Origin of the sequence: Moraxella sp. CTOTU46934 (assembly GCF_031979465.1) — a bacterium.
In the GTDB taxonomy this organism is placed as follows: Bacteria; Pseudomonadota; Gammaproteobacteria; order Pseudomonadales; family Moraxellaceae; genus Faucicola; species Faucicola tetraodonis.
The window spans coordinates 1-24,736 of the sequence record NZ_DALZEG010000005.1 but is presented as its reverse complement, the minus strand read 5'-3'; the positions used below and the strand labels follow the sequence as shown (position 1 = coordinate 24,736).

The 24,736-nt window shown below is 44.8% G+C and carries 21 protein-coding genes and 2 pseudogenes; 18 read left to right on the top strand and 5 right to left on the bottom strand.

Going from position 1 to position 24,736, the window contains the following annotated elements; genetic code table 11:
• Positions 1 to 14: 14 nt before the first annotated feature.
• The 14 genes and pseudogenes from RTN07_RS05725 (at position 15) to RTN07_RS05660 (ending at position 16,266) form a co-directional block, all read left to right on the top strand.
• Positions 15 to 677, top strand: coding sequence for a TetR/AcrR family transcriptional regulator (locus tag RTN07_RS05725; protein WP_312176491.1), 663 nt, complete (start codon positions 15 to 17; stop codon positions 675 to 677).
• A gap of 361 nt (positions 678 to 1,038) precedes the next feature.
• Positions 1,039 to 2,055, top strand: coding sequence for an aliphatic sulfonate ABC transporter substrate-binding protein (locus tag RTN07_RS05720; protein WP_312176489.1), 1,017 nt, complete (start codon positions 1,039 to 1,041; stop codon positions 2,053 to 2,055).
• A 163-nt stretch (positions 2,056 to 2,218) separates the two neighbouring features.
• Positions 2,219 to 3,115, top strand: coding sequence for an ABC transporter permease subunit (locus tag RTN07_RS05715; RefSeq protein ID WP_138018502.1), 897 nt, complete (start codon positions 2,219 to 2,221; stop codon positions 3,113 to 3,115).
• Complete coding sequence (locus RTN07_RS05710) at positions 3,115 to 3,906, top strand: ATP-binding cassette domain-containing protein (RefSeq protein ID WP_312176486.1); 792 nt, start codon at positions 3,115 to 3,117, stop codon at positions 3,904 to 3,906. Before RTN07_RS05715 ends, RTN07_RS05710 begins: the two co-directional genes overlap by 1 nt.
• 255 nt (positions 3,907 to 4,161) lie before the next feature.
• Positions 4,162 to 4,602 (top strand): annotated as a pseudogene (locus tag RTN07_RS05705) (MetQ/NlpA family ABC transporter substrate-binding protein); the annotation flags it as partial.
• Positions 4,603 to 4,646: 44 nt separating this feature from the next.
• Complete coding sequence (locus tag RTN07_RS05700; protein WP_312176484.1) at positions 4,647 to 5,720, top strand: methionine ABC transporter ATP-binding protein; 1,074 nt, start codon at positions 4,647 to 4,649, stop codon at positions 5,718 to 5,720.
• Positions 5,713 to 6,360: a methionine ABC transporter permease gene (locus RTN07_RS05695; protein WP_050324623.1), complete on the top strand. Its 648-nt coding sequence runs from the start codon at positions 5,713 to 5,715 to the stop codon at positions 6,358 to 6,360. Before RTN07_RS05700 ends, RTN07_RS05695 begins: the two co-directional genes overlap by 8 nt.
• A gap of 158 nt (positions 6,361 to 6,518) precedes the next feature.
• Positions 6,519 to 7,289, top strand: coding sequence for an FMN reductase (gene msuE / locus RTN07_RS05690; RefSeq protein ID WP_312176482.1), 771 nt, complete (start codon positions 6,519 to 6,521; stop codon positions 7,287 to 7,289).
• Positions 7,290 to 7,507: 218 nt separating this feature from the next.
• Entirely contained in the window at positions 7,508 to 8,434 is a 927-nt protein-coding gene (locus RTN07_RS05685) for a CysB family HTH-type transcriptional regulator (protein ID WP_312176480.1), read from the top strand.
• 376 nt (positions 8,435 to 8,810) lie between these two features.
• Entirely contained in the window at positions 8,811 to 10,019 is a 1,209-nt protein-coding gene (ssuD, locus tag RTN07_RS05680; RefSeq protein ID WP_309595844.1) for an FMNH2-dependent alkanesulfonate monooxygenase, read from the top strand.
• Positions 10,020 to 10,604: 585 nt separating this feature from the next.
• Positions 10,605 to 11,174, top strand: a complete 570-nt coding sequence (locus tag RTN07_RS05675; protein WP_007394488.1) for a hypothetical protein — start codon at positions 10,605 to 10,607, stop codon at positions 11,172 to 11,174.
• A 214-nt stretch (positions 11,175 to 11,388) separates the two neighbouring features.
• A complete protein-coding gene (locus RTN07_RS05670; protein WP_312176476.1) occupies positions 11,389 to 12,978 on the top strand; it encodes a Dyp-type peroxidase in 1,590 nt (529 codons plus the stop codon).
• A 74-nt stretch (positions 12,979 to 13,052) separates the two neighbouring features.
• Positions 13,053 to 14,207 carry a catalase family protein gene (locus RTN07_RS05665; RefSeq protein WP_312176474.1) on the top strand — a complete coding sequence of 385 codons (1,155 nt, stop codon included), beginning with the start codon at positions 13,053 to 13,055 and terminating at the stop codon, positions 14,205 to 14,207.
• Between the two features lie 223 nt (positions 14,208 to 14,430).
• Entirely contained in the window at positions 14,431 to 16,266 is a 1,836-nt protein-coding gene (locus RTN07_RS05660) for a 3-hydroxyacyl-CoA dehydrogenase (protein WP_312176472.1), read from the top strand.
• Between the two features lie 39 nt (positions 16,267 to 16,305).
• On the opposite strand, the pseudogene RTN07_RS05655 reads toward RTN07_RS05660, so the two are convergent.
• Positions 16,306 to 17,037, bottom strand: a pseudogene (locus tag RTN07_RS05655) (HlyD family secretion protein); the annotation flags it as partial.
• Positions 17,038 to 17,261: 224 nt separating this feature from the next.
• Here RTN07_RS05655 and RTN07_RS05650 point away from each other — a divergent pair.
• Positions 17,262 to 18,506, top strand: coding sequence for an oxygenase MpaB family protein (locus tag RTN07_RS05650; RefSeq protein ID WP_312176470.1), 1,245 nt, complete (start codon positions 17,262 to 17,264; stop codon positions 18,504 to 18,506).
• Positions 18,507 to 18,617: 111 nt separating this feature from the next.
• Here RTN07_RS05650 and RTN07_RS05645 read toward each other — a convergent pair whose 3' ends face one another.
• Entirely contained in the window at positions 18,618 to 20,060 is a 1,443-nt protein-coding gene (locus tag RTN07_RS05645) for a coniferyl aldehyde dehydrogenase (protein ID WP_312176469.1), read from the bottom strand.
• A gap of 46 nt (positions 20,061 to 20,106) precedes the next feature.
• Positions 20,107 to 21,834: a GMC oxidoreductase gene (locus tag RTN07_RS05640; RefSeq protein WP_312176467.1), complete on the bottom strand. Its 1,728-nt coding sequence runs from the start codon at positions 21,832 to 21,834 to the stop codon at positions 20,107 to 20,109.
• 238 nt (positions 21,835 to 22,072) lie between these two features.
• Between RTN07_RS05640 and RTN07_RS05635 the strand changes: the two genes are divergently transcribed.
• Positions 22,073 to 22,735, top strand: a complete 663-nt coding sequence (locus RTN07_RS05635; RefSeq protein WP_007117057.1) for a TetR/AcrR family transcriptional regulator — start codon at positions 22,073 to 22,075, stop codon at positions 22,733 to 22,735.
• A 6-nt stretch (positions 22,736 to 22,741) separates the two neighbouring features.
• On the opposite strand, the gene RTN07_RS05630 is transcribed toward RTN07_RS05635, so the two are convergent.
• Positions 22,742 to 23,170, bottom strand: coding sequence for a DUF6691 family protein (locus RTN07_RS05630; RefSeq protein WP_312176464.1), 429 nt, complete (start codon positions 23,168 to 23,170; stop codon positions 22,742 to 22,744).
• Between the two features lie 23 nt (positions 23,171 to 23,193).
• Positions 23,194 to 23,628: a YeeE/YedE family protein gene (locus tag RTN07_RS05625; RefSeq protein WP_312176462.1), complete on the bottom strand. Its 435-nt coding sequence runs from the start codon at positions 23,626 to 23,628 to the stop codon at positions 23,194 to 23,196.
• 215 nt (positions 23,629 to 23,843) lie between these two features.
• Between RTN07_RS05625 and RTN07_RS05620 the strand changes: the two genes are divergently transcribed.
• Positions 23,844 to 24,155 carry a YqfO family protein gene (locus RTN07_RS05620; protein WP_138018521.1) on the top strand — a complete coding sequence of 104 codons (312 nt, stop codon included), beginning with the start codon at positions 23,844 to 23,846 and terminating at the stop codon, positions 24,153 to 24,155.
• 106 nt (positions 24,156 to 24,261) lie between these two features.
• Positions 24,262 to 24,736, top strand: a 475-nt coding sequence (locus RTN07_RS05615; RefSeq protein WP_472796758.1) for a nuclease/transposase family protein, incomplete at its 3' end; no start/stop codon positions are given.

The window sequence follows — 24,736 nt, the reverse complement described above, 5'->3', positions numbered from 1 at the left end:
AAATAGAGAATGTTATGACTGCGTTGAAAAAGCCAATGACGCTTGGACGTCCTAGTAATACAATGGGTGATTTAACCTTACTTGCGCAGATACGACCTGCAACCTTAGATAAAATCGAAAAAAGTGTGATTACACTGTATGCCAGTGATGAGAGTGAGGTCGCTGCGGATAGTGTGACTATGCAGTCAATTGCAAAACACGCGAACGTGTCACTGCAGACCTTGTATAAATATTTTGGCGATAAAAACACGCTGATTTATGTGATTTTAGATCGAGTGCTTAGTCGCCTAGCCGCTCGAATGATTGACCATTTGAGCGGTATTGATAGTGTCAAAGACCGGCTGCGTAAGACGCTATGGGTGATGTTTGATTTTGTTGACCACAATCCTGATGCGGTATTGTTTTTTTCTACAGCGATTCCTGTCTCCCACTATCAACATATTGCCATTTATGAAAACAAGGATTTGATGGAAGCTTTTTTGCAAGTGTTGTCGGATGGGCAGCAGCGTGGGGAGCTTAATCAAAATGTCTCGCTTAAAACCTTATTAGATGTGTTTATGGGGTTTATCACCCGATTGGGGCTGATGCACGTGTTAAGACACGCTGCCAAACCGATGACGGCTGACTTTGATCCTTTGTTTGATATCCTATGGCAAGCTATTTCACGGCATGACTAAGAGAATAACGCATTTTACAAATACACGAACAACAATCTAGGAATGTTTGTCCGCTATTATTACCCCGAATAAATGAACGGTCCAGCACTGGCTGTAGCGATTGCGCCCTATGTTTTTCTCTACGCAGAATAGCATTTATCTGTCCACACACCCTTCCGCTATCAATAAACAATAAATTAAAGCGGTTAGCAAATTCTTCTATATTCTTATCAATTATAATTATTAAGCTTTGTTATTATTCTGTGGAATAATAGCGCCATTCGATGATGTTTGATAGCGCTTTATAGCATTTCATCTCGAAAAAAATGAAAAATTTTGAGGATAAGGACAAATTGTCCTAAATATTGCATAAGGTATTGTAATGAAAAAAGTTTCTGCTCTACTTATTTCGGGGTTTAGTATTAGCTTGCTATTAGCAGGTTGCCAGCAAAATACCACCAAATCTGCCAATGCGGCAAACACCAATGAAGCAAAGACCAATGACAGTAAGAGCGGTGATTCAAAACCACTTGAAGAAGTGCGTATCGGATTACAAAGTTCAGGGGCGTTGGTGTATTTGCGTGAAAGTAAGCTGCTTGAAAAGTCGCTCGAAAAATCCGGCATCAAAGTCAATTGGGTGCAGTTTCAATCGGGACCACCGATGCTAGAAGCGCTAAATACCAACAATATTGACTTTGGCACCACAGGGGACACGCCACCCATTTTTGCCCAAGCCGCGGGTAGTAATCTGGTGTATGTTGCCTATGAAAATCCTTCACCACAGTCTGAAGCCGTCATTGTCCCCGCGAGTTCAACCTTAAAGTCAGTGGCTGAATTAAAAGGTAAATCTGTGGCGGTGACTAAAGGCTCTAGTGCCAACTATACGTTACTAAAAGCATTGGAACGTGACAACTTGAGCTTTGCTGACATAGATGTCAAGTATTTACAGCCATCTGATGCCCGTGCTGCCTTTGAATCAGGGAAACTAGATGCTTGGACCGTTTGGGAGCCTTATCTATCGAGTGCTAAAATTGAGCTAAAAGCGCGAGTTTTGACCGACGCTACAGGTCTTAAGCCCAATAATACATCGTTTTATTTGGCATCAACGGATTTTGCTCAAAAACATCCCGATGTGGTTAAAGACATTGTCAAAGCCATTGATGAAGCGGATAAAGCCATTACCGCTGACCCGGTAGCTTTTAGCAAAATGATCCAAAAAGTCACCAATCTAAAACCTGATGTGGCATTAGCCTCGGTGAAATCAAGAAATTATGGTGTCAACTATATCACCGATGACATCATTCAAGCGCAGCAGCAAGAAGCGGATACTTTTTATAAAAATAAATTGCTGCCAAAACAAATACAGGTAAAAGATATTGTCTGGTATCCACCCAAGTAAAACTATGGCTAGTAAAAAGCTAGTAAAAACCTAGTAAAAAAAGGGTAGGTAACCTTTATGACGCTAGCTTGCACTTACTACTTTGAAGCGATACAGCCGACAGTTAAGCTTTTAACAGTCATTAATAAAGTTGCATTGATAAATTTGCATTGAGAGATTGTTTATGAAAACGTCAAGTTTTGTTGCGGATAATTCAGTGGTAGCGGCATCAAAGCCGCTACCGACGAAACCGATAAGGGTGAATGCGCCAGTCAAGACATTGTCAACCCGCAAGGTTGTTAAAACCCTATTTGGGCGTACAGGGGGTTGGTGGTTGCCGTTACTCATGTTGGCGGGTTGGCAACTGGTAGCAAGTTTTCAATTACTGCCTGAAGCTTATCTTAAAAATATTTCGTCACCCAGTGCCGTTCTTCAAGCAGGCTATGAACTCATAAAAAGTGGTGAGCTTTGGCAGCATCTCGGTATCAGTGCGCTGCGAGCGTTTGCGGGGTTGTTGATTGGCGGGTTGTTTGGGTTGGGGTTTGGGCTATTGACCAGCACTTTGCCTGTATTTCGCACGTTATTGGATACCACCTTTCAAATGCTGAGAAACATCCCACATTTGGCATTAATTCCCTTGGTCATCGTGTGGTTTGGGATTGATGAAGCGGCAAAGGTTTTTTTGGTGGCAGTTGGCACATTTTTTCCGATTTATTTGAATACCTATCATGGTGTGCGTAATGTGGATAAACATCTGGTCGAGATGGCAAAAAGCTATGATTTAACAGGTTGGGCATTGTTTAAAGAAGTGATTTTACCTGGGGCATTACCGAGTATTTTGGTGGGGGTGCGTTTTTCATTGGGCATTATGTGGCTGACGCTGATTGTGGCGGAAACCATTTCGGCCACCACAGGCATTGGGTATTTAGCCATGCACGCTCGCGAGTTTTTTCAGATTGATATCATTATGTTTTCAATCTTGGTTTATGCATTATTAGGGTTTTTAGCCGATTTTATTGCCAAAAAGCTTGAATTTGTTTGGCTCAAATGGCACCCCGCTTACCAACAAGGAGCACACTAATGTCAACGCCATTGTCAGCACCATTGTCAGCGTCATCCAGAACGCCATTAAAAACCTCAGCAGGATTGGCTTTAAGCTTAACAAATGTGGTCAAAAAATTTGACAATCGAGAAGTCATTAAAAACCTAGATTTGCACATTCAAAGTGGGGATTTTATTGCTATTGTCGGGCACAGTGGCTGTGGTAAATCAACATTGCTGCGTTTACTTGCGCAGTTAGAAACAGCGAGTAGCGGGGAGTTGACAGCCATGTCAATTGCCAACCAAGCCATGTCACCTCAGGCATGGCGACAATCTACGCGGCTGATGTTCCAAGATGACCGATTGTTGCCTTGGAAAACGGTACTGGAAAATGTGGGGCTTGGGCTAAAAACGCCAGACTGGAAAGCGCAAGCGTTGAAAGCGTTAGCGGAAGTCGGCTTGGCAGAGCGGTCTGATGATTGGCCATCGGCATTGTCAGGGGGACAAAAGCAGCGAGTGGCTTTGGCCAGAGCGATTATTCATCGTCCCCAGCTGTTGCTACTTGATGAGCCATTGGGGGCGCTAGATGCGTTAACCCGTCTTGATATGCAGCAACTATTGGTCAAATTATGGCAAGAACATCGATTTACGGTGATTTTAGTGACCCATGATGTCAGTGAAGCGGTCATTACTGCTGACAGGGTGATTTTAATTGAACGAGGCAAAATTGGACTAGACTTGCCAATCTTATTGCCACATCCCCGTAATAACATGACTAAAACTGCGCCACTTGAGCAAATTGTTCTTGATAAGATTTTAGCGGTGCATTGAGTCTCCCCATCGGCAAATGACAAGCCACTGATACCTTTTGGCACTCTTTGGCACCCTTTATTTAGCAAAAGCCCATTAAAAAATTAATGGGCTTTTTTTATGCTCACATAATCAATCAAATGACATTCTCTTCATCACATTTCTTGCTATAGATAGCAAAATATCTTGGTTATCTTTGCGAAAAAAAATCTTTACCATGATGCCTTATTCAAGCATTTGGCGGTAAGGAATTAGCATGACGGATTTTAATCAGCCATGGTGCCAAACAACCCTGTTAATCAAGGGCGAGCGCTACTACTGCTGCAACAGGCAAAATTAATTGGGCTAAAAGACCCAAATAATTTTCTGTCTAACTTAAGCGATATCAGCAGCAATCCAAAACAATTGCAATTTGTTGAAGTCGAAGGCCCGCAGACCGCAAGAGCGGTTGATGATGCTGATTTGGTGTTTAGCTACCCGCATTATTTGCGCTTAGCCAAAACCATTGACCCCAATCAAGCCTTAATCCTTGATGATACCACCAACAACCGCTATGCGATTTTATTTGTCACCCGGGATGATTTTGCCCAAAAAAATCCTGAACGAGCCGAACAGCTGAAAAAATTTATTCACATTTATCAAACTTCCCCTAACGTAAAACAAGTGCTTGACAAAGAAATCGGGGGAAAACTTTGGTTTCCAGGTTGGACCTCGTAATGCGTTAACAAGTTTTAGCCATAACAATTACAAAGGATCATGCTATGCAGTCGTTTACTCATATTACCCAAGATGACAGTCATTCATCACCTCCCTATATCCGAATCGATAAGGTCAATAAGTTTTATCAAGGACAAGCGCAAGCGATTCATGCACTAAAAGATATCTCACTTGAGGTGCCAACAGGCAAAATTCTGGGTATTATCGGTAAAAGCGGGGCGGGCAAATCATCGTTGTTACGCATTATCAACGGCTTGGAGTCGATTAGTGATGGTCATGTTTATATCGATGATAACAATGTGGCAGCGCTGAACCAAACACAGCTGCGACAGCTGCGACAAGGCATTGGTATGATTTTTCAGCATTTTAATCTGCTGTCGAGTAAAACGGTACAAGACAACGTCGCCTTGCCCCTAAAAGTCGCCAAAGTAAGTCAGGCTGATATCAATAAACGTGTGGCGCAAGTGCTAGAGATGGTGGGTCTCAGTGATAAAGCATTGATGTATCCTTCCCAGCTATCAGGCGGTCAAAAACAGCGGGTAGGCATTGCGCGGGCGCTCGTGAATGAACCCAAAATTTTATTGTGTGATGAAGCCACATCAGCACTAGACCCAGAAAGTACCCAGTTAATTTTGCAGTTACTCAAGCAAATTAATAAAAAACTTGGCATTACCATTGTGCTCATTACCCATGAAATGCAAGTCATTCGAGATATTTGCGACCAAGTGATTGTCATTAACCAAGGGCAAATCGTTGAAACAGGACCGGTGTGGAAAGTATTTGCCTCACCCATGCACACCATGACCCAAGAATTACTAGGCTATAATCAGTCATCCATTGATTTGGGTGAGGATAAACTCACCGACAAACACAGTGCCACTCATACTTTGCTCAACCTAAGATACGTTACCCCAAGAAAATCTGCCCCTGATTTAAAGGCAATTTTTGCACAATTTGAAGCGCCCGTCTCTTTGTATCAAAGTCAAGTGGATACCATTCAAGGCTATTTGGTAGGCAATATCGTCGTTGGCGTCGCAACCACGGGTTTAGATGTCGCGCAATTGACCCAGCGCTTGGGACATCAAGTTTTGCATGTGGAGGTAATTGGTTATGCTTGAATTGTTACTGACGGGGTTGATTGATACCCTGATTATGGTTGGCGTATCAGCGATTTTAGCATTTTTATTGGGGTTACCGATCGCATTGGTATTGGTCAATTCAAGCGAGCAAGGTATTGCCCCATCATTTTTGACCAATCTAAGTTTGGGTTGGTCTGTGAACATTGTGCGTGCCATTCCTTTTTTGATATTGATGGTGGCTATTATTCCAGCCACTCGAATGATTGTCGGTACAAGCTATGGTGTGTGGGCAGCCGTGGTACCGTTAACCTTAGCAGCGACGCCTTTTTTTGCTCGAATTGCCGAAGTGAGTCTGCGTGAAGTTGACCCAGGGCTCATAGAAGCGGCACAAGCGATTGGCTGCAACCGTACACAGATTATTCGGCATGTCTTATTGCCCGAAGCATTGCCTGGCATTATTGCCGGGTTTACCGTGACGATTGTCACCATGATTAATTCGTCTGCCATTGCTGGGGCAATTGGAGCGGGTGGCTTGGGCGATATCGCCTATCGTTACGGCTATCAGCGCTTTGATGTGCAAATGATGGTATCAGTCATTGTCGTTTTGGTGGCATTGGTGATGTTGGTGCAAGCCACAGGCGATAGTTTGGCTCAATGGGTCGATAAACGCCAATTGTAGCTCTGCAGATTTACCACTTTGATATGGCAAATTTGATATAGCAAAAAATCAGCTAAATAATGCAGATATTGTTGTTTCACAAACGGCTTAATTTTTCGTTTAATGGGGTTATCGACATGTCATCGATTTATCTGATTACACTAAATTAAGGAACAAAGATGTCTATCACTCAAAATTTCACAAATCAACCAAATCCAGCCATTCCACTCAATATCGTTGCGGTATCGGGTGGGCTCAACACACCATCAAAAACCGAAAGTCTGGTGCAAAATATTGTAGATGAGTTGGCACAAGCCACGCCCATCAACGTGCATTTTATCAAGCTTAGTGAAATCGGGCCTTTACTCAGTGGGGCGATTTATCGTAACCAACTGCCAGAGCGAGTACAAAACGACTTGGCAGCGATTGAGGCGGCGGACGCCTTGATTGTAGGAACACCGGTGTATCGCGCGTCTTTTACCGGCTTGTTTAAACACTTATTTGACTTTGTGGAGCAAACCGCGCTTGTGGATGTGCCGGTATTATTGGCAGCGTCGGGCGGTAGCGAGCGTCATGCACTGGTACTAGAGCACCAACTTCGCCCATTGTTTAGTTTTTTCCAAGCCCAGACATTGCCAATTGGCGTGTATGCGACGGATAAAGACTTTACCCCAGAATACACCGTCTCAAGCCAACAGTTGCGTGACCGTATTGTGTTAGCGGTGGCGCGCGCGTTACCGATACTTGAGTGGGCACCCGCCAAAGGCCGACGCGCCCAAGCCATTAAAGAAAAATCAGCGCAAGCCAATCAGCAGTTAGGCATTAATAAACAAGTCGAACAAGCCGAAATATTACCCTCTGTGGCAGTGCCAGATTTATCGAGTGCCGAAGCCAGACTACACCCGCAAACTACTCAATCATCCCTTAAAAACCATCCATCCGTCGCCTAAAGGGCGCATGTCTTAGTGCGTATTAGCTGACATCACCAGCTCAGTATGAGTAAATACAACCCGAGCAACAAACTGCTTGGGTTATTCTAATTTTGTTTTTTTGTGTGAGTGATATATGTAATTTTGGAATATTAATTTGTTTGATAGGCGTTTGTTGTCCTAGGCTGCTCGGCTTACACTAATTTTATTCATTATCGGATTATTTGGGGCAACAGACTATGAATTTTCAACAACTTCGTATTATTCGAGAAACGGTACGCTGTGACTATAACTTGACGGAAGTAGGCAATGCATTATTTACCTCACAATCGGGTGTATCCAAACATATCAAAGACTTAGAAGATGAGCTTGGGGTAGGGCTGTTTGTGCGTAAGGGCAAACGGCTCTTAGGTTTGACCGAGCCGGGTAAAGAATTGTTGGTCATTGTAGAGCGGATGCTACATGATGCCAGCAATATTAAAACCTTGGCTGAACAATATACCAGCCAAGATAAAGGCGAATTGACCATCGCAGCCACCCATACCCAATCTCGTTATATTTTGCCGCCCGTTGTGCAAGCGTTTAAACAGCTTTTTCCTAAAGTGCATTTGCGATTGCTACAAGCCGCACCGCCAGAAATTGCGGCAATGCTACTTGATGGACGAGCGGATATTGGCATTGCTACCGAAGCCTTGTCAAGCTATAGCGAGCTTGTGACTTTTTCTTATTATCACTGGTATCATGCGATTGTGGTGCCGCCAAACCATCCGCTAACCCAGCTTGAACAGGTAACGCTTGCCGACATAGCCCATTATCCGATTATCACTTACATTAGTGGCCATACCGGGCGAACGATGATTGATGAAGCGTTCGCCAAAGCAGAATTACAGCCTGATATCGTGATGACGGCGTTGGATTCTGATGTAATAAAAACCTATGTGGAGTTTGGCATGGGCATTGGTATTATCGCGGATATGGCGTTCAATCCCAATAAAGACACCCAGTTAACATTACTCAATTGCGAGCCGCTATTTCATCAAAATACCACCTTGCTCGCGGTGCGACAAGGGCATTTTTTACGAGGATTTGGCTATCAGTTTTTAGCCTTGTGTAACCCCACATTAACCCAAACAACAATGCATGATGCCATACAACCTAGCAGCTAACGCTAAATACTGATAAGCAAGTTGGCAAAACTTATCATCTGCTACATCCGATGTAATACGCGTCAAATTCGCTTGTTGTCTCGCTTGCTGTGCTATTTTTAAGATTTGGGCTTGTTTATCTAGTGTTGATATGACTTCATTTGACGATAAAACGCTTTATGGTGAAAACTGTAAAGCTTTTTTTATGTCACTGCTTTAGCGATTAAATTGATAGGGTTAGCAGCAAAATTATTAAGTATTTTTTGTGCTAACCAAAGCAATTTTTGTTATTTTTTATTGCGCGATATTTGCTTTAAGCTTATGGCTACCGATAAACCGCCCATGACAAAAGGCGAGTTATCTTAATCAATTTTTGAGCTTACAAGCAGGTGTTACGATGAAAATTTTTTGGTTTATACCAACACATGGCGACAGTCGTTATTTAGGCACGAGTAAAGGGGCAAGAACCGTTGACCATACTTATATGAAGCAAATTGCCGTGGCAGCCGATAACCTTGGCTATGAAGGCGTGTTGATTCCGACAGGTCGCTCATGTGAAGACCCTTGGCTGGTCGCTGCTAGTCTCATTGATGCGACCACTCGCTTAAAATTTTTGGTGGCATTACGCCCTGGGGTGACGACACCCGCGCTTGCTGCTCGTATGACAGGCACATTTGATCGTTTATCAAATGGTCGATTACTGCTTAATCTGGTCACAGGCGGCGATGAACAAGAGCTTAAAGGCGATGGCATCTTTGAAGACCACGCGACGCGTTATCAGACAGCCAGTGAATACACCACGATTTGGCGAGAGATTTTAACCCGCTCGCACACAGGCGAATCCTTTACTTTTAACGGTGAGCGCTTGCAAGTCGAAGATGCCAAATTGCTATATCCCCCTCTACAACAGCCGTATCCGCCGTTGTGGTTTGGCGGTTCATCTGAGGCGGCGCAAACACTGGCTGCCGAACAAGTTGACAGCTATTTGACCTGGGGTGAGCCGCCTGCTGCCGTCAAAGAGAAGATTGAGCAGCTTAAAACCAAAGCCGCTGCTAAAGGTCGCAAATTAAGTTATGGTATTCGTCTGCACGTGATTGTGCGTGAAACCAATGAAGCCGCTTGGCAAGCCGCTGATGAATTATTGAGTCATGTCACTGACGACACCATTGCCGCCGCCCAAGCCAAATTTGCCCAAATGGACTCAGTGGGACAACAGCGTATGGCGGCCTTGCATGGCGGTCGCCGTGATAACTTAGAAATTTCGCCCAACTTATGGGCAGGGATTGGACTGGTGCGCGGTGGCGCAGGCACCGCACTGGTGGGCGACCCACAAACCGTTGCCGCACGTATTCAAGAATATGCCGATTTGGGCATTGATAACTTTATTTTCTCAGGCTATCCACACTTGGAAGAAGCCTATCGGTTTGCTGAATTGGTTTTCCCGTTGTTACCGATAGACACACAAAACACCTTGGTCAAGCCAAATTTGACAGGACCATTTGGTGAAATTGTCGCTAATAACTATGCACCTCCGCAACAAACCCGTGATACGGCAGCCTCAAAAACACCTGCCACTGAAACACCCAAACACGCCATCGCCTCTTAACTTCATCTTAAATACATATTAAAGGCCTCTTAAATGCTTGTGATAAAACGTGCTAACTAAGGCACGTTTTACGCCTCGGTTTTACCTATTATACCTATCTATATCTATCATCCGACAGGGTGAGTGGAATGTACCCTAGCCATGATAAGCATCTTTTAACTGATAAATCTTTTAACTGATAGACTTTTTTTAAAAGTGGTAGCCAGTTATAGGGTGAGATTAGACCAGCAAGCTACTTTGCCAAAGTTAATCATCAAAGTCCAAGGTCCCAAATTTTTTGAGGTCCCACATAGCAGGAAAAGTGATTTTTCTACACAGATTTTATATTTAAAAGTTAAATAATCTATTGATTGTAATGAGAATTTTTTAAATTAATGCTTCGGTTTTATGGTTTCTAGTATGTCATTTTTTAATCAATAGTTTAGTTATGTAATTTTATTAGTGATAAAAGTTAATTTAGCGCTTTTTACTTTTTACGGCTTATATAATTAAAAAGATTTAAATTTTAAATAATAAAATAATGGGATAAATAAATTTAAATCATGCACGTCAATTAATGATCAACTAACTATAAGGGCAATAAATATGACAACTGAAAACAACGAAAAACTTTCTTTATTAGACGATGTGGCATTAAAAGCCCAAATGCTCATGGCAAACCTAAAAGAGGGCGCTAATGATGGCTATGACCATTCTGTCACCAGTGCCGGTGAAAAGGGCTTAAAATCAGGCAAAGTGTCTGAGCTCACCGCCATCGCTCCCTTAACTAAAGATGGGGCGGCTCGTATCAAACGAATTTTAGAAATCACCAAAGGCAATCTTGCAGGGGCGACCAATGTAGGCACCTTGCATGATTTGCGGTTAGTGTTTTTAGATAATGACACCAAGCTACTGTTTTGTACCGCCTATGATGGCGACTGGGATGCCTATATTAATGACTTTGCTACCAAAATTCCAGAACTCATGGACTTAATTTTTGGTAATGTAGAGGGTTGGCCTGGGATTAAAGACCCGACTGTCAAGCAATTCATTCTTGACCATCAGATTACCGCTACCGGTTGGTATGTGGGTGTGCCTCATCTGACGGTTCGTGATATTGCGCGTAATGACAAAATCGTGCGTGGCATCAATAAAGCCATTGAACAAGCCCAATAATCCCGCTTAGAACCTGTCTTCACTATATCACGTTTATCAGCATACTATTATAAGGGTATTAGTCTAAGCGTACTATAAATGAGCAAGCTTTATGTCAAATTTTAGATACAAAAGCCATTTGTTGCGTGATTTTTACCACAAGCCATATTTAGCGTGGTGTATGGTGAGCAGATTCTTAGCATCAAATTTTTAAAATTCCCTGCTAGGAACGACCATGAATAACGACAACCCAGCGAATGAAAGCCTACTGGGCAAATTAAAAACCCATCTACAAGATGGTATCGAGCATGGCATAGAGGCCATTAAAGACAAATTTGAACACAGTGATACACCCAGTGAAAAAGGTAGTGTCAAAGAACGGGTACATGAAGCGAAACAAAAAATCAGCACGCAGCTGCACAGCGTCACCACACGGGCAACGAACGCTATCTATCCCAATATCGCCACGATAGAGCTTGAGGATATTCAAGCCATCATCTTGCATGACCGCCCGGCGCCTTACTATGGCACGCTTGTCGCGCTAAAAGTCAATGACAGCAACGCGGGTCGTGAACTACTAAAAGCAGTATTACCAAACGTCACAGGCTCAAAAAATTTCCAAAAAGATATGGATGCCAATTTGACTATTGTGATGACGTATGAGGGGCTAAAAGCTTTAGGCTTACCGCAAAGCTCGCTTGATTCTTTCCCAGAAAATTTCAAAACAGGTATGGCAGGTCGCTCCGATATCTTAGGTGACAAAGGCGATAATGACCCTAGCAACTGGCTTGCGCCATTTGGTGATAAAGGCGATATTCATATTTGCGGCGCGGTGATTGCCGATAGCCAAGAAAAATGGCAAGCCAAACTTGCCGAACTTAAACAGGCGTTTGCCCATTATCTAGATACCAGCCGTAACGCCATCGAAATCTTGGTGGAACATGATTTTGGCGTAGATGGTGACGTCAAAAACGTGTTTGGTTATCGCGATGGCATCAGTAACCCAGAAGTTGATGGCAGTGGTATCAGCCTTGAAAATAACACCGAACGTCCGATTGCGGCGGGTGAATTTGTGTTAGGTTATAAAGGTGAAGCGGGCGTGGTACCCCCCATGCCACAGCCTGAAGTATTGGGTAAAAACGGCTCGTTTATGGTACTGCGAAAATACCGCAGTAATGTCGCTGACTTTCACCGCTATTGCCTTGAACAAAGCGACAATGACCCAGCTAAAGCCGATAAATTGGGGGCAAAAATGTTTGGTCGCTGGCGTTCGGGTGCCCCCATCACCCTAAGCCCAGACCATGATGATGAAGCCCTCGGCAAAGACAATGTAGCAAACAATAAATTTGACTACACGGACGATCCCTATGGCAAAGGCTGCCCGTTTGGTGCCCATGCTCGCCGTATGAACCCCCGCAATACCAAAGATTTTATTCTAAGTGATGTGCGTCTTCACCGTATCATCCGCCGTAGTGTATCGTATGGCGATATCGTGCCGCCCAACGTGACCCAAGACGATGGTCAAGAGCGGGGGTTATTTTTTATCGGTATCAACGCCCATGCCATGGACACGCTTGAGTTTTTGCAAAGCCAATGGATTAATGACGGCAACTTTATGAACCTTGGGGAAGAACGTGACCCAATGCTAGGCGTACACGCAGGTAGTGACGCTGATAGCGATGTGTTCACCGTACCCGATGAGCCAATTCGTAAGCGTCATACCAATATTTTGCAATTTAATACCCTACAAGGCGGTGAATATCTTTTTGTACCGAGCTTGTCGGCACTCAAATGGATTAGTGAGCTTAACGAAAATTCATATTAGAGTAAATCTAAATAAAAAAAGGTTAGGTGGGTTTAGTAAACCTAACCTGATAAAAATAACAAAGGACAATCATCATGTTAAATAAATTATTCGGTCGTCGTTATGCCAAGTTTGACCCAGCCATCGACCAGCTTACGAGTGACGATGAAAAAGCCATCGACCAAATCACTGCAGATATTCGTGATTATATCGGCAAATCAGACACGGTTAGCAAAATCAATTATCACACCCGAGATGCCCATGCCAAAGGCTACTGTGCGTTAAAAGCCAACTTTGAGATTTTACCAAAACTGCCCAAAGAATATGCCCAAGGTATCTATGCCAAACCCGCTCGTCATGAAGCAGTGATTCGTTTTTCTAACGGCTCATCTCGTGTGGCTGCCGACAACAAGTTGGGGCTTTCTCAAGGGTTGGCGATTAAAGTCTTTGGTGTCAAAGGCGACAAATTACTGCCAGATGAGCCAGATAGCCCAAACTTTGACTACAATCTGATTAATTTTCCTATTTTCTTTTGTAATACTATCCAAGACTATAGTTATATTTCACGGCTATTTTTACAATTAAATGATTATTTTGCCAAAGGCGCGAAAGGGCAAGCCAAATTTGCCTTTGACTGGATTACCCAATATGGCAAAAAACTGCCATCCAAAGAATCCCTCAAGACTTTTAGGGCTTTTAGTAAGTTTAAAACCATCAAACCGCAAAATACCTTGTTATACAGTTTTTACTCACAAGGGGCGGTGCGTCATGGCGACTATATGGCAAAAATCCGTGTGGCGCCGACCAAAGCGTCACAAGCCAAAATCAAACGCCGTGACCTAGATGTCAACGCTACTAGCGAGGCGATTCGTCCTTTGATTTTACAAGAAATCCGTGAGCATGATTATGAGTTTGATGTGCAAATCCAGCTGTGCCGTAACTTAAAAGACCAACCCATCAATGACTTGACCAAAGAATGGGATGAAAAAGACGCCCCGTTTGTGACAGTGGCAAAACTCACCATCCCTTGCCAAGATGTGCCGGATGACGGTAACTTTGACATCATGGAACACTTGTCATTTACCCCGTTTCGCTGTATTGAAGCCAACCGTCCGATTGGTAACTTACAACACGCGCGACTGCGTGCCTATCAAACCGCCTCGACCACTCGCCATCGTTTAAATCATAAAAAACGTGCCGAGCCAACCAATTTAAAACAGGCATTTGATAAAGATTTTTACAGCCTGTAAATTTGGCAAAAAACCAGTAGCGGGGCGGTTATGGGGGCGTTGTTTGGGGTAAGATTTCACCCATTGGGTAAAAAACTACATCGCCCTCAATCATTCAACAACCGTTAGCCTGTGACTGGGCTAACGGTTTTTTTTCTTTTAATCTAATCAAAAATAGTCTACAGCAAATACGATAATACCAAAAATAAAGTTGCGTATTTGCCCATTAATCTAGGAGCATAGTATGTCAGAATCGAATAACCTTTCTAACTTTAAAAACATAACAGTCGCAGGCAGTGGTGTTTTGGGCTATCAAATCGCCGTACAAGCGGCGTTTCATGGTTTTAAAGTCGTTGTGTATGATATCAATGACGAGGTACTCAATAAAGCCAAAACCAAATTTGCCGATATCGCCAAACGTCATCAGGCTGATTTGGGTGAAACAAGCGAACAAGCCAAACAGGCTGAGCAAAACTTGTGTTATAGCTCAGACTTAAGCGCCGCCTTAAAAGACGCAGACTTGTTGATTGAAGCGGTGCCCGAAGATGTCGCCATCAAAAAAGATTTTTATCAAAAAGCCTCAGCAGCCGCACCCGAAAAAACCGTATTTGTCAGTAACTCATCTACCATGTTGCCCAGTGATTTGGTCAAATTTACCGACCGTCCTGCCAAGTTTTTGATGATGCACTTTGCCAATGAGATTTGGAAGCGCAATCTTGCCGAAATTATGTCGCATGCCGATACTGACCCTAATGTATTTGATGCGGTGACCGCGTTTGCCAAACAAATCGGTATGTTGCCTATTATCGTCAACAGAGAAACCTCGGGCTATGTACTAAATTCACTACTCAATCCTTGGCTAAATGCAGGGATGCAGCTGTATATCCAAGGCATTGCTGACATTCAAACCATCGACAAAACTTGGATGCTTGGCACAGGCTCGCCGATGGGACCATTTGCTTTTTATGATATGCTGGGGCTGACTACCCCTTACAATATTTACAAGCTTGCTGTGGCTAAGGGCAAACAACAGGACCAAGCGGTCGTCGATATGCTTAAAAAAGAGTATATCGAGCAACATAAACTGGGTGTGCCAACGGGCGAAGGATTTTATCAATACCCCAATCCCGCCTTTAAAAATCCTGACTTTTTAAAACCACCTAAAGCGGATTTATCCAAAGTACCCTATAAAAATATTACCGTGGCAGGTAGTGGCGTATTGGGCAACCAAATTGCGGTGCAATGTGCGTTTCATGGGTTTAACGTGACTATTTATGACATTAACGATGACGCGATTGCTAAGGCGAAAGCTCGCTTTACCGACCTTGCCAATCAGCATCAGCATGACCTAGGTGAAACCGATGCCCAAGTGACAGCAGCTAGCAAAAATTTGGCTTACACCACGGACTTGCATGAGGCGTTAAAAGATGCAGACCTATTGATTGAAGCGGTGCCAGAAAGCTTAGACATCAAAAAAGATTTTTATAGCAAAGCCTCAGCCGCCGCCCCTGCCAAAACCGTGTTTGCCAGTAACTCATCGACGCTATTGCCAAGCGTGTTATCGACCTTTACTAACCGTCCAGAAAAATTCTTGATGCTGCATTTTGCCAATCACATCCATATCCGTAATACGGTGGAGTTGATGGCGGCAGCAAGCTGCGACCCACAAGTCTATGCTGACGTCATCGAATTTGCCAAAGCCATTGCCATGTTACCGATAGCGGTAAAAAAAGAACAATCGGGCTATGTGCTTGATAGCTTATTGATTCCGTTGTTGGTAGCGGGGTTAAAACTGTGGGCAAACGGCGTTGCCGACGCCGCAACCATTGATAAAACGTGGATGATAGCCACGGGTTCACCCTTTGGACCGATGGCGATTTTGGATAAAAATGGCATGAAAACCAACTACAACATCTTTAATGAACTGGCAAAAATGGACCCCTCTTTGCAGCAGCCCGCTGAAAAACTCAAAGCAGAACTGGTCGATACTAACAAACTGGGTGAAGCCACGGGTGAGGGGTTCTATCAATATCCTAACCCAGCTTATTTAGCGAAAGATTTTTTAAGCCTATCTGAATAAACTGCGTTTAGCCAAGGAGAATAAAAAAGGGTTAATTTGCTAACTTGACGTATCTACCGTTGCCACTACCGACATGCCGGGCATCAATTCATTCAGACGACTTTGGTTGCCATCGATGTCAATGCGTACAGAAATGCGCTGTACCACTTTGGTAAAATTCCCGGTGGCATTGTCGGTTTTAATGACACTAAATTCTGACCCTGTTGCGGGGGAGATGCTTTTGACTACCCCCGTAAATTTTTGTTTGCCTAGGGCATCGACAGTAAACCACGCTTTTTGCCCGATTTTCATTTTATCAATTTGGGTTTCTTTAAAATTGGCAATGACCCACATCGATTTTGGAATGAGGTAAACCAACTGCGTGCCTTGCGTCACCAACTGACCGGTACGGATATTGATTTGCCCTAATTTACCTGAGGTCGGCGCGGTGATTAAGCCATATTCTTGGTTGGTATTGGCCTGTTTTAACTGTGCATTGGCGCTTTTAACCTGTGCCACCAAACCAATCTTTGCCACTTCCGCGGTTTTTTGACCTTCGCGGGCGACATCGACACTGGCCATTGCTTGGCTCATCAGTGCTTCATTGTTTTTAACTGCCGCTTTGGCAGTATCGACTTCATTTTGTGACACGGCGCCAACGCCGACCAAGGATTGAAGTCGTTTAAGCTGTTGGATAGACAATTCTAGCTGGGTTTTAACTTGTGCTACTTTTGCCTGCGCGGCTTTGACATCGGCTTTACGCTGCTCGATGATTTGTTGCTGGTTGGCTAGTCATCATTATCCAACCCATCATTATCCAAACAGTCATTATCCCACTGGTTGGTCATTGAAACCCATCAGGCAAGCTACGGTAAAATTCATCCAGTAAATACACCCAGTCGATTGAGGTCTAACATTTTTAAACAAAAAAATTCGATTTTTTTGCTGCATAGGTGTTTTTTAGTTGCCAAAATGCGCTAGGCTATCTATTCATTCATTACTGATTTATCACTGCTATGAACCCGCTTTATCAAACCGATTTGCCGACACTGGGGCGCAATACTGACATTGACCACCATGCTGATTTACAAGTGTTGCAGCGTATCAAACGATTTTTATTGCCCCGTGATTTTGAGGTGCCAAAGGATTTATTGCAACAGATGCAGCAGGGGTACGGTATCGCAGATCAGCCTGTCGATACGCTGTTATCCAGCGGTATCAAATTTGCCAAACCTCTGCAGCAATTGATTTTGCATGAGCAAGGGATAGCGCAAACGAGTAACGTATCAGCAGCCAAAGCGTTATTGCAACAGCCAGCGTTTGAGACGCTTTATCAGCAGTTTTGCCAATATCCGAGCTGGTATGATGCCAAGCTTGCCGAGATTGGCGCAATTGCCTATCGGCGCTATCCGTTGATGCTGATTTGGTTACTGCGTAATGTCGCGCTAATGGCAGGGTATAGTATCCCTGCGCTGTCATTGCCACTCATCAAAACAGGGGCGTTAGTGCATGATGCACTGCCTAGGCTCATGCGAACCTATGCATATATTTTGGCAGTGTCTGAGTATCCAGCGATTAGCCGCAACCAGCAACCCCCATTGGCAATTGGCACAGAAGGCTGGCGACAAAGTCTGCAAGTGCGTCAGATACACGGTCTGGTAAGACAACAATTATGCAGTCATGATTGGGACAGTGACTACTGGGGGTTACCCATTAACCAAACCGATATGGTGGCAACCCACTTGCAGTTTTCGCTACTCATTATGCGCGGCCTAAAATTACTGGGGGCAAGAATCAGCGCCGAAGAGTCACAAGGCATTATGCATTTATGGCAACTGGCGAGTTGGTGGATGGGGATTGAGCTGGCGCGGATTCCTGAAGATGAAACCGAGGCGTGGGCATGGCTTTATAGCTATTTGGCAACCCAGCAATTAGATTTTGAATTTGGTAAACCTCTCGCCAAAGCGCTGCATGATTTACCCTCGCAAATTATGGGTGAGGATAACAGACGTGGACATCTGGTTGAGCGGGTCAATGCCAGTGTTACCCGGACTTTAGTGGGTGATGATATTGGCGATGGCTTGGGACTGCCTAGCCCAAAATGGCGCTATGGCGTGCTTGTCAGTGTGCCAATTCTATTTGGGCTTGATACCGCGCGAGCGCACAATGCGGCTATTGCCAAAAGATTGGCGCAATTTCGCGCCAAACGCCAAGATAACATGAACTGGTGGCTCAAAAAGCACGACAACTATTACCAATGAGCTAGCACGTACCAATGAGCTAGCTCATATGATGTTACCAATTTACAAGAGCGACAGTAAAGGTTATCTAGGCAAGGTTATCAATACAAGCTTCTCTAAGCATTGCAAGCACTAGGCTTTTAATATCACCTTCATCATGTTCCAAAAGGTCTTGCCATACGGTGGTTGGAGCAAATGCGCGAAGTTAAGGTGACTTTGTTTAAACACCGCTTTTGGATGAGAGAAAGTATCAAAGCTATATTTGCCGTGGTAACGCCCCATCCCCGATGCCCCGACACCGCCAAACGGCAGATTTTGCTGGGCAATGTGAAAAATCGTTTCGTTGATACACGCGCCGCCACTCACCGTATGCGCGAGCACGTAGTCGGTGTCGGCTTTGTCCTCGCCAAACACATACAGCGCCAGTGGGCGGTCACGCTCATTCACATACGCCACTGCCTGCGTCAAGTCTTGGTAAGACACCAGTGGCAATACAGGGGCAAAAATCTCCTCTGTCAGCAGTTTAGCATCGCTTGGTAAATCGGTGACAATCATCGGTGGGAAAAATCCAGTGTCAATATTCACTTCATAATCGGTCAGTGGAATGAGGGTGGCACCGCGCTGTTTGGCTTCATCGAGATAACCTTGCACGCGGCTGGCTTGTTTGGGGTTGATGACAAAGCTATAGTCAGGGTTGTCTGCAAGATTGGGGTAGTGGGCGTGAAGCCATGCGGTTGATTGTTCGATAAAGGCGTGTTTTTTATCCGCCTGCATCAACACATAATCAGGCGCAATACAGGTTTGCCCTGCGTTCATGGTTTTGCCTGTCCATACGCGGTTGACAGTTTTTGCCACATCAGCGCTTGGCGTCACCACGACAGGGGATTTGCCGCCCAGCTCAAGGGTGACAGGGGTCAAATTCTGAGCAGCGGCTTTCATGATATGTTTGCCCACTGCGGTAGAGCCGGTAAAAAATAAATGGTCAAACGGTAATTGGCTAAAGGCTTGCGCGACTTCGACATCCCCTGTAATCAAGGTCACTTCGTCTGCGCCAAAGTATTTGGGTAACGCATCAGCCAGCCACCGCTCAAAATTCGGTGACGCTTCTGAGACTTTGAGCATCGCACGATTGCCTGCCACCAATGCGGCAGCCAGTGGCGCAATCACCAAATACAACGGATAGTTCCAAGGTGCAATAATGCCCACGAGTCCTAACGGCTGCGGCTGGATATAGCTACGAGCGGGCAAAAACCAAATCCCAGTTTTGACGGGCTGTTTGGCAGACCAAGCTTTGCCGTGCTTTTGTGTATAACGAATCGCTTCAAGCGTTGGGAACAGTTCAAGCATGGTGGTTTCAGCCGCTGGGCGTTGTCCAAAGTCGGCATGAATAGCGGTGATAATCTCGCTTTGGTTGTCCATCACCAGCTGTTCTAACTTTTTTAGCCGCGCACTACGAATTGACCAATCGACATATTGGTCTTGACGGCTAGCTGTCCGCATGATGTCGAACTGCTGCTGCATGGTATTGATAGTTGCATCCAAATTAGTTGCATCCCAGTTGTCTTGAGGTGTCATGTGTATTATCCCAATCATTTAGTTAAATTTTAACTCAACATAGCAGTTAAGCCGGTATCTTGCTAGCATCTTTTTGAACGAGCGTCACGTTTTGCCTTGTGGTATCTGCAGGGTACGGTGACTGGGTTGATTTGTGCGGAATATGGCTCATGGCATGCTCTGTCAACGCCGTTATGGTGAGGCTTGGGTTGACGCCCAAGTTGGTCGAGATATTGCCGCCATCGCAGACATAAAACCCTTGATAATTAAACAATCGGTGGTACTTATCAACCACGCCATCTGCTGCAGAATTGCCCAGCGAAATCCCACCCATACAATGCGCGGTGGTCGGGATATTCAAAAATACTTCCGACAACACACCATAACCAACGCCCCCCATTTGGGTTGCCATCTGCTCGGCAAACGCGCTTGCTGCTGGAATAAAGGCGGGGATCGACTTCCCATGGGTTTGCATATGGTAGCGGCTACCCAACCAAGCCCGCCACCACGGGCTTTTTTGATAGCGCATTTCAAGCGCGTAGGGCGTGCTTTGCATACATAGCAAGATAAGGCTTTGTTTTGCCATATTATGCGGTCGAAATGCACGCCACGTCTGACGGGGCTTGACGATAAACTGCACTATAAAACACCATAACCAAGCCAGTAGCGACATTTTTTTGCCGTTCTTATAATTGCTTAACGTCGCCAAAAATGACGCAATATTAAAACCTTCAGGATAGCGCGTCGCCTCAATGTGTGTGCCATCGCCCAAATAAATCCCAGAGCCGATAGCGACGCCATCACTCATGGCGCCATGTTGGTCATCCAAAAATCGCACCCCTAGCAAAGATTCAGCATTGGTATAGATACGCTTGCCAAGATAAGGGGAAATATGGGGCATATTGCCCTTATGGCGCTGCTCAAACAGCAGTTTTTGGCTACCGAGGCTGGACGCTGACAGTACAATCTGTTGGGTGGTGATTTGATACTCCCCTTTATCCGTCGATTGTAGCGTCACCCGATAGCCTTGCGAGCCGTTTTGATAGGCAGGGTCGCCAGGCGATTTGCTAGCATCAGCTATCGGTACTATATCCGTGACTTTGGTTTCAGCGAGCAGGGTAGCGCCATTTTTTTGGGCAAAATACAGATAGTTTTTATCTAGGGTATTTTTGGCACCATAACGGCAGCCCACCATACAGCCACCACAGCCTATACAGGGACTGCGCTTAGGACCTGCGCCACCAAAATACGGGTCGCCATTGACAGGCGGATGAGCATACGTGTCATGGTCACTAAAGTAGGCGCCCACATCGGTAAGATAAAAACTATCGCCCACGCCACTTAAGTTTGCCATTTTTTGTAGCATCAAATCGGCGTTGCCGACTTTTTTGTTTTGGCTCACGCCTAGCATCCGTTTGGCGGTCTCATAATGTTGTGGCATCACCGCTTGCCAGTCGTGAAGCCCTGCCCAGCTACCTTGTTGCCAGATTTTGTCTTCTGGCTGTAATAAGGTGTTGGCATAAGTGATTGAGCCACCGCCCACCGCGTTACCATGCAACACCATGACATGCTTAAATAGCTGAAGCGAAAAAAAACCTTTGTACTTGAGCGCAGGCAACCACAAAAACTGCTTGATATCGCGCACGGTTTTGGGCATGGTCTCGGGCGATATATGCTTGCCTTGCTCCGCGATAATCACGCGATAGCCTTTTTCGGTCAGTCGCATCGCCGAGACGCTACCGCCAAAGCCTGAGCCTATGACCAAAAAATCCGTATCAAATGATTGACCTTTCATGTATCGCTTTCCCCTTATTTTCCTTAATAGTTGTCCTTATAGCTGACCTGCCGCAGGCTACTTTGCAGTGGCTTTTTGGCTGCATCTGTCTTTGTATAACAGCGGTTTAGCGCTAAACAGTTCAACCCGCTACCTAATTAGGGTATACTAATTTTTCAGCAGGCTGCAGCAACTGTGACATTTGGGTTTGTTTTGTTTTGATAGATTAAATAAAGGATTGAGTTAAAAGGATTAACGCATGCCAAAGCCAACCTTCACACCGCTTCCATCGCCCACGGGTACAAGTATTGAGTCGAGTTTGAGTGATTTTGGACAGCAGGCGCATATCATGGGCAATGCCAACACCGTGGTCAGACGTTCGCTCGCCATAGCGCTGCTCAAATTCATGGAATCCACCCCATTTGCCGATATCAGCGTCACCGAGCTGACCCAAAAGGCGGGTGTGAGTCGCATGGGGTATTATCGCAATTACGATAGCAAACTTGCGCTACTCAAAGACTATTTGGCGCAGATTGAGGATGATTTTCCTTTTATCGACTTGACGGCGGCAAGCGAGGGCGAGTTTTATGCGTTTTTGCGACAAGTGTTTGATTATCTGAGCAAGTTTGAGTTGTCGACCAAGATTTTGCTCAATCAAGGCTTTGAAGGGCTGATTTTAGACACCCTCCTTAATAGCAAAATTTTTGTCGAATACCGCAAAAAGCAGGCATTGACTTGCCAAGCTACGAGCGCGCCAAATCAGGATAAAAGCGGGGAGTACAATCTGGTATTTGCCTCAGGAATGCTGTATCACACCTATATTCATTGGGTGCGGCAAGGGCAAACAGAAACGCCACAGCAACTAGCAAGCTGGCTCATGGCGTCTGGGTTTTATCGGTTATTTCACCCTACTGATGACTAATGATGACTAAGCTGATTGGGTTTTATCAAACGCTATCACCATGCCCATACCCACTAGCATGGCGACAAAAAATACTACCCCTTGCCAGATGCCCATGCCCATGAGAACCACCGCAGGGGCAGGGCAGATACCAGCGATGCCCCAACCGACACCAAATATCATCGACCCAATCGCCAAGCGCTTATCAATACCGCGGCGAATCGGTGGAAACGGCGCACCCGATAGGCTGGTCTTTTTTAAGCGACTTAAGTTAAAACCGATGGTGGCGACAATGAGCGCGCCAATCATCACAAACATCAACGCAGGATTCCACTCACCTGCAAGGTCAAGAAAGCTTTGCACGGTTTTTGGGTTTGCCATATCACTGACAATCAAGCCTGTACCAAAAACTAACCCACAGATACCACTAATCAATAACACAATTTCTTTTCGCATGATAGATGTCCCTAACGTCTCAATTAAATCAATGACAACAAATGACGACCGATAAACACCGTCACAAACCCTGCGGACATAAAGACAATGGTTGCCACCAATGAACGGGGTGAAAAACGTGCATTGCCACAGATACCATGACCACTGGTGCACCCTGAGCCCATCCGCGTACCCACACCGACCAATAACCCTGCGATGACATACAGCCAAGGCGATGGGGTTACCTCGATGGTTGGTAAACCAAACAACCGACCAACCAGCCAAGGCGATACCAGCAAGCCCACAAAAAACGCCAATTGCCAAGCAAAATCAGGTGAGTTTGGCTGCCAGAGACTGGCGACAATGCCACTGATGCCAGCAATCTTGGCAATACTCCACCACAGCATAACCGCAGAAAGCCCAATCAACATACCACCCACCAATGGATGACTATAATCTGCAATAGAAAATAACACCATACGCCACCTAAGCATTTCACAATAATATATATTATATAATATTGTATAATATATAGCGCGTTTAAGGGTAAATTTTTTTAAAACGGGAGAATAATCAACGAAAAACCGACGGCCAACGCGCTTTTTGCAAAAAAACTATGTTAGATTAAAGCTAGATTAAAACAAATACAAAACCATGATGATAGGGCTTAACGGCTTAATTAATAAGGCAACCCATGTATAAACTCACCACCTACATACCGACCGATTACCTAGAGGCTGTAAAGCAAGCCTTGTTTGACGCAGGGGCAGGGCAGATTGGCAATTATCAGTATTGCTGTTGGCAGGTGTTGGGTACAGGACAGTTTATGCCATTGGCAGGCAATCAAGCCTTTATTGGTACCACCAATCAATTACAAACAATCGAAGAATGGCGAGTCGAGATGGTGGTTGCAGATGAGCGCATCAAAGCGGTGGTGCAAGCGTTAAAACAGGCACACCCGTATGAAACCCCTGCTTACGATGTGCTAAAGCTTGAAGATATTTAATCATCCAGTTTATCATCCGTTGCCGTAAAACCACCGACTTTAGGCGGTGGATATAAGGCAACTCATACACTATAACGCTTGCATAAATTTTGCTAAAATAATTTGCATGAAAACACTCAAGCTACGCATACGAGACAAACACACAGCAAAGCTTAACCGTCTAAGCGGTTTAGTGAATTTCGTATGGAACTATGTGAATGACTTGAGTTACAAGCATCTGCAAAAGACTGGCAAGTTCTTTAGTGCTTACGACCTAAACGACTACACCAAAGGTAGCGGTGAACTACTTGGCTTACACAGTCAGACTATCCAAGCCATCAATGAAACCCACGCCAAATCGCGTCGCCAATTCAAAAAAGCCAAACTAAACTGGCGAACCAATAACCCAAAATCAAAGCGTAAAAGCTTGGGTTGGCTACCGTTTAAACAATCTGCCATCAAACACATCGCCACACACCAAACAGGTAAAAAAGGCTTAAAATCCACCTTACAGCTTAGTTTAGCCAAAGGACAAAAACTAGTCATTGACCTATGGGACAGCTACAACCTTAGCCTATATCAAATTAACACACTAGAAATCG

Excerpts from the sequence above, each read along its gene's own strand:
- RTN07_RS05620 (WP_138018521.1), top strand. The coding sequence starts at position 23,844 with ATGTATAAACTCACCACCTACATACCGACCGATTACCTAGAGGCTGTA.
- RTN07_RS05645 (WP_312176469.1), bottom strand. The coding sequence starts at position 20,060 with ATGACACCTCAAGACAACTGGGATGCAACTAATTTGGATGCAACTATC.
- RTN07_RS05670 (WP_312176476.1), top strand. The coding sequence starts at position 11,389 with ATGAATAACGACAACCCAGCGAATGAAAGCCTACTGGGCAAATTAAAA.
- RTN07_RS05650 (WP_312176470.1), top strand. The coding sequence starts at position 17,262 with ATGAACCCGCTTTATCAAACCGATTTGCCGACACTGGGGCGCAATACT.
- RTN07_RS05625 (WP_312176462.1), bottom strand. The coding sequence starts at position 23,628 with ATGGTGTTATTTTCTATTGCAGATTATAGTCATCCATTGGTGGGTGGT.
- RTN07_RS05720 (WP_312176489.1), top strand. The coding sequence starts at position 1,039 with ATGAAAAAAGTTTCTGCTCTACTTATTTCGGGGTTTAGTATTAGCTTG.
- RTN07_RS05695 (WP_050324623.1), top strand. The coding sequence starts at position 5,713 with ATGCTTGAATTGTTACTGACGGGGTTGATTGATACCCTGATTATGGTT.
- RTN07_RS05640 (WP_312176467.1), bottom strand. The coding sequence starts at position 21,834 with ATGAAAGGTCAATCATTTGATACGGATTTTTTGGTCATAGGCTCAGGC.
- RTN07_RS05630 (WP_312176464.1), bottom strand. The coding sequence starts at position 23,170 with ATGCGAAAAGAAATTGTGTTATTGATTAGTGGTATCTGTGGGTTAGTT.
- RTN07_RS05725 (WP_312176491.1), top strand. The coding sequence starts at position 15 with ATGACTGCGTTGAAAAAGCCAATGACGCTTGGACGTCCTAGTAATACA.
- msuE (WP_312176482.1), top strand. The coding sequence starts at position 6,519 with ATGTCTATCACTCAAAATTTCACAAATCAACCAAATCCAGCCATTCCA.
- RTN07_RS05715 (WP_138018502.1), top strand. The coding sequence starts at position 2,219 with ATGAAAACGTCAAGTTTTGTTGCGGATAATTCAGTGGTAGCGGCATCA.
- RTN07_RS05675 (WP_007394488.1), top strand. The coding sequence starts at position 10,605 with ATGACAACTGAAAACAACGAAAAACTTTCTTTATTAGACGATGTGGCA.
- RTN07_RS05710 (WP_312176486.1), top strand. The coding sequence starts at position 3,115 with ATGTCAACGCCATTGTCAGCACCATTGTCAGCGTCATCCAGAACGCCA.
- RTN07_RS05685 (WP_312176480.1), top strand. The coding sequence starts at position 7,508 with ATGAATTTTCAACAACTTCGTATTATTCGAGAAACGGTACGCTGTGAC.
- RTN07_RS05700 (WP_312176484.1), top strand. The coding sequence starts at position 4,647 with ATGCAGTCGTTTACTCATATTACCCAAGATGACAGTCATTCATCACCT.
- RTN07_RS05660 (WP_312176472.1), top strand. The coding sequence starts at position 14,431 with ATGTCAGAATCGAATAACCTTTCTAACTTTAAAAACATAACAGTCGCA.
- ssuD (WP_309595844.1), top strand. The coding sequence starts at position 8,811 with ATGAAAATTTTTTGGTTTATACCAACACATGGCGACAGTCGTTATTTA.
- RTN07_RS05665 (WP_312176474.1), top strand. The coding sequence starts at position 13,053 with ATGTTAAATAAATTATTCGGTCGTCGTTATGCCAAGTTTGACCCAGCC.
- RTN07_RS05635 (WP_007117057.1), top strand. The coding sequence starts at position 22,073 with ATGCCAAAGCCAACCTTCACACCGCTTCCATCGCCCACGGGTACAAGT.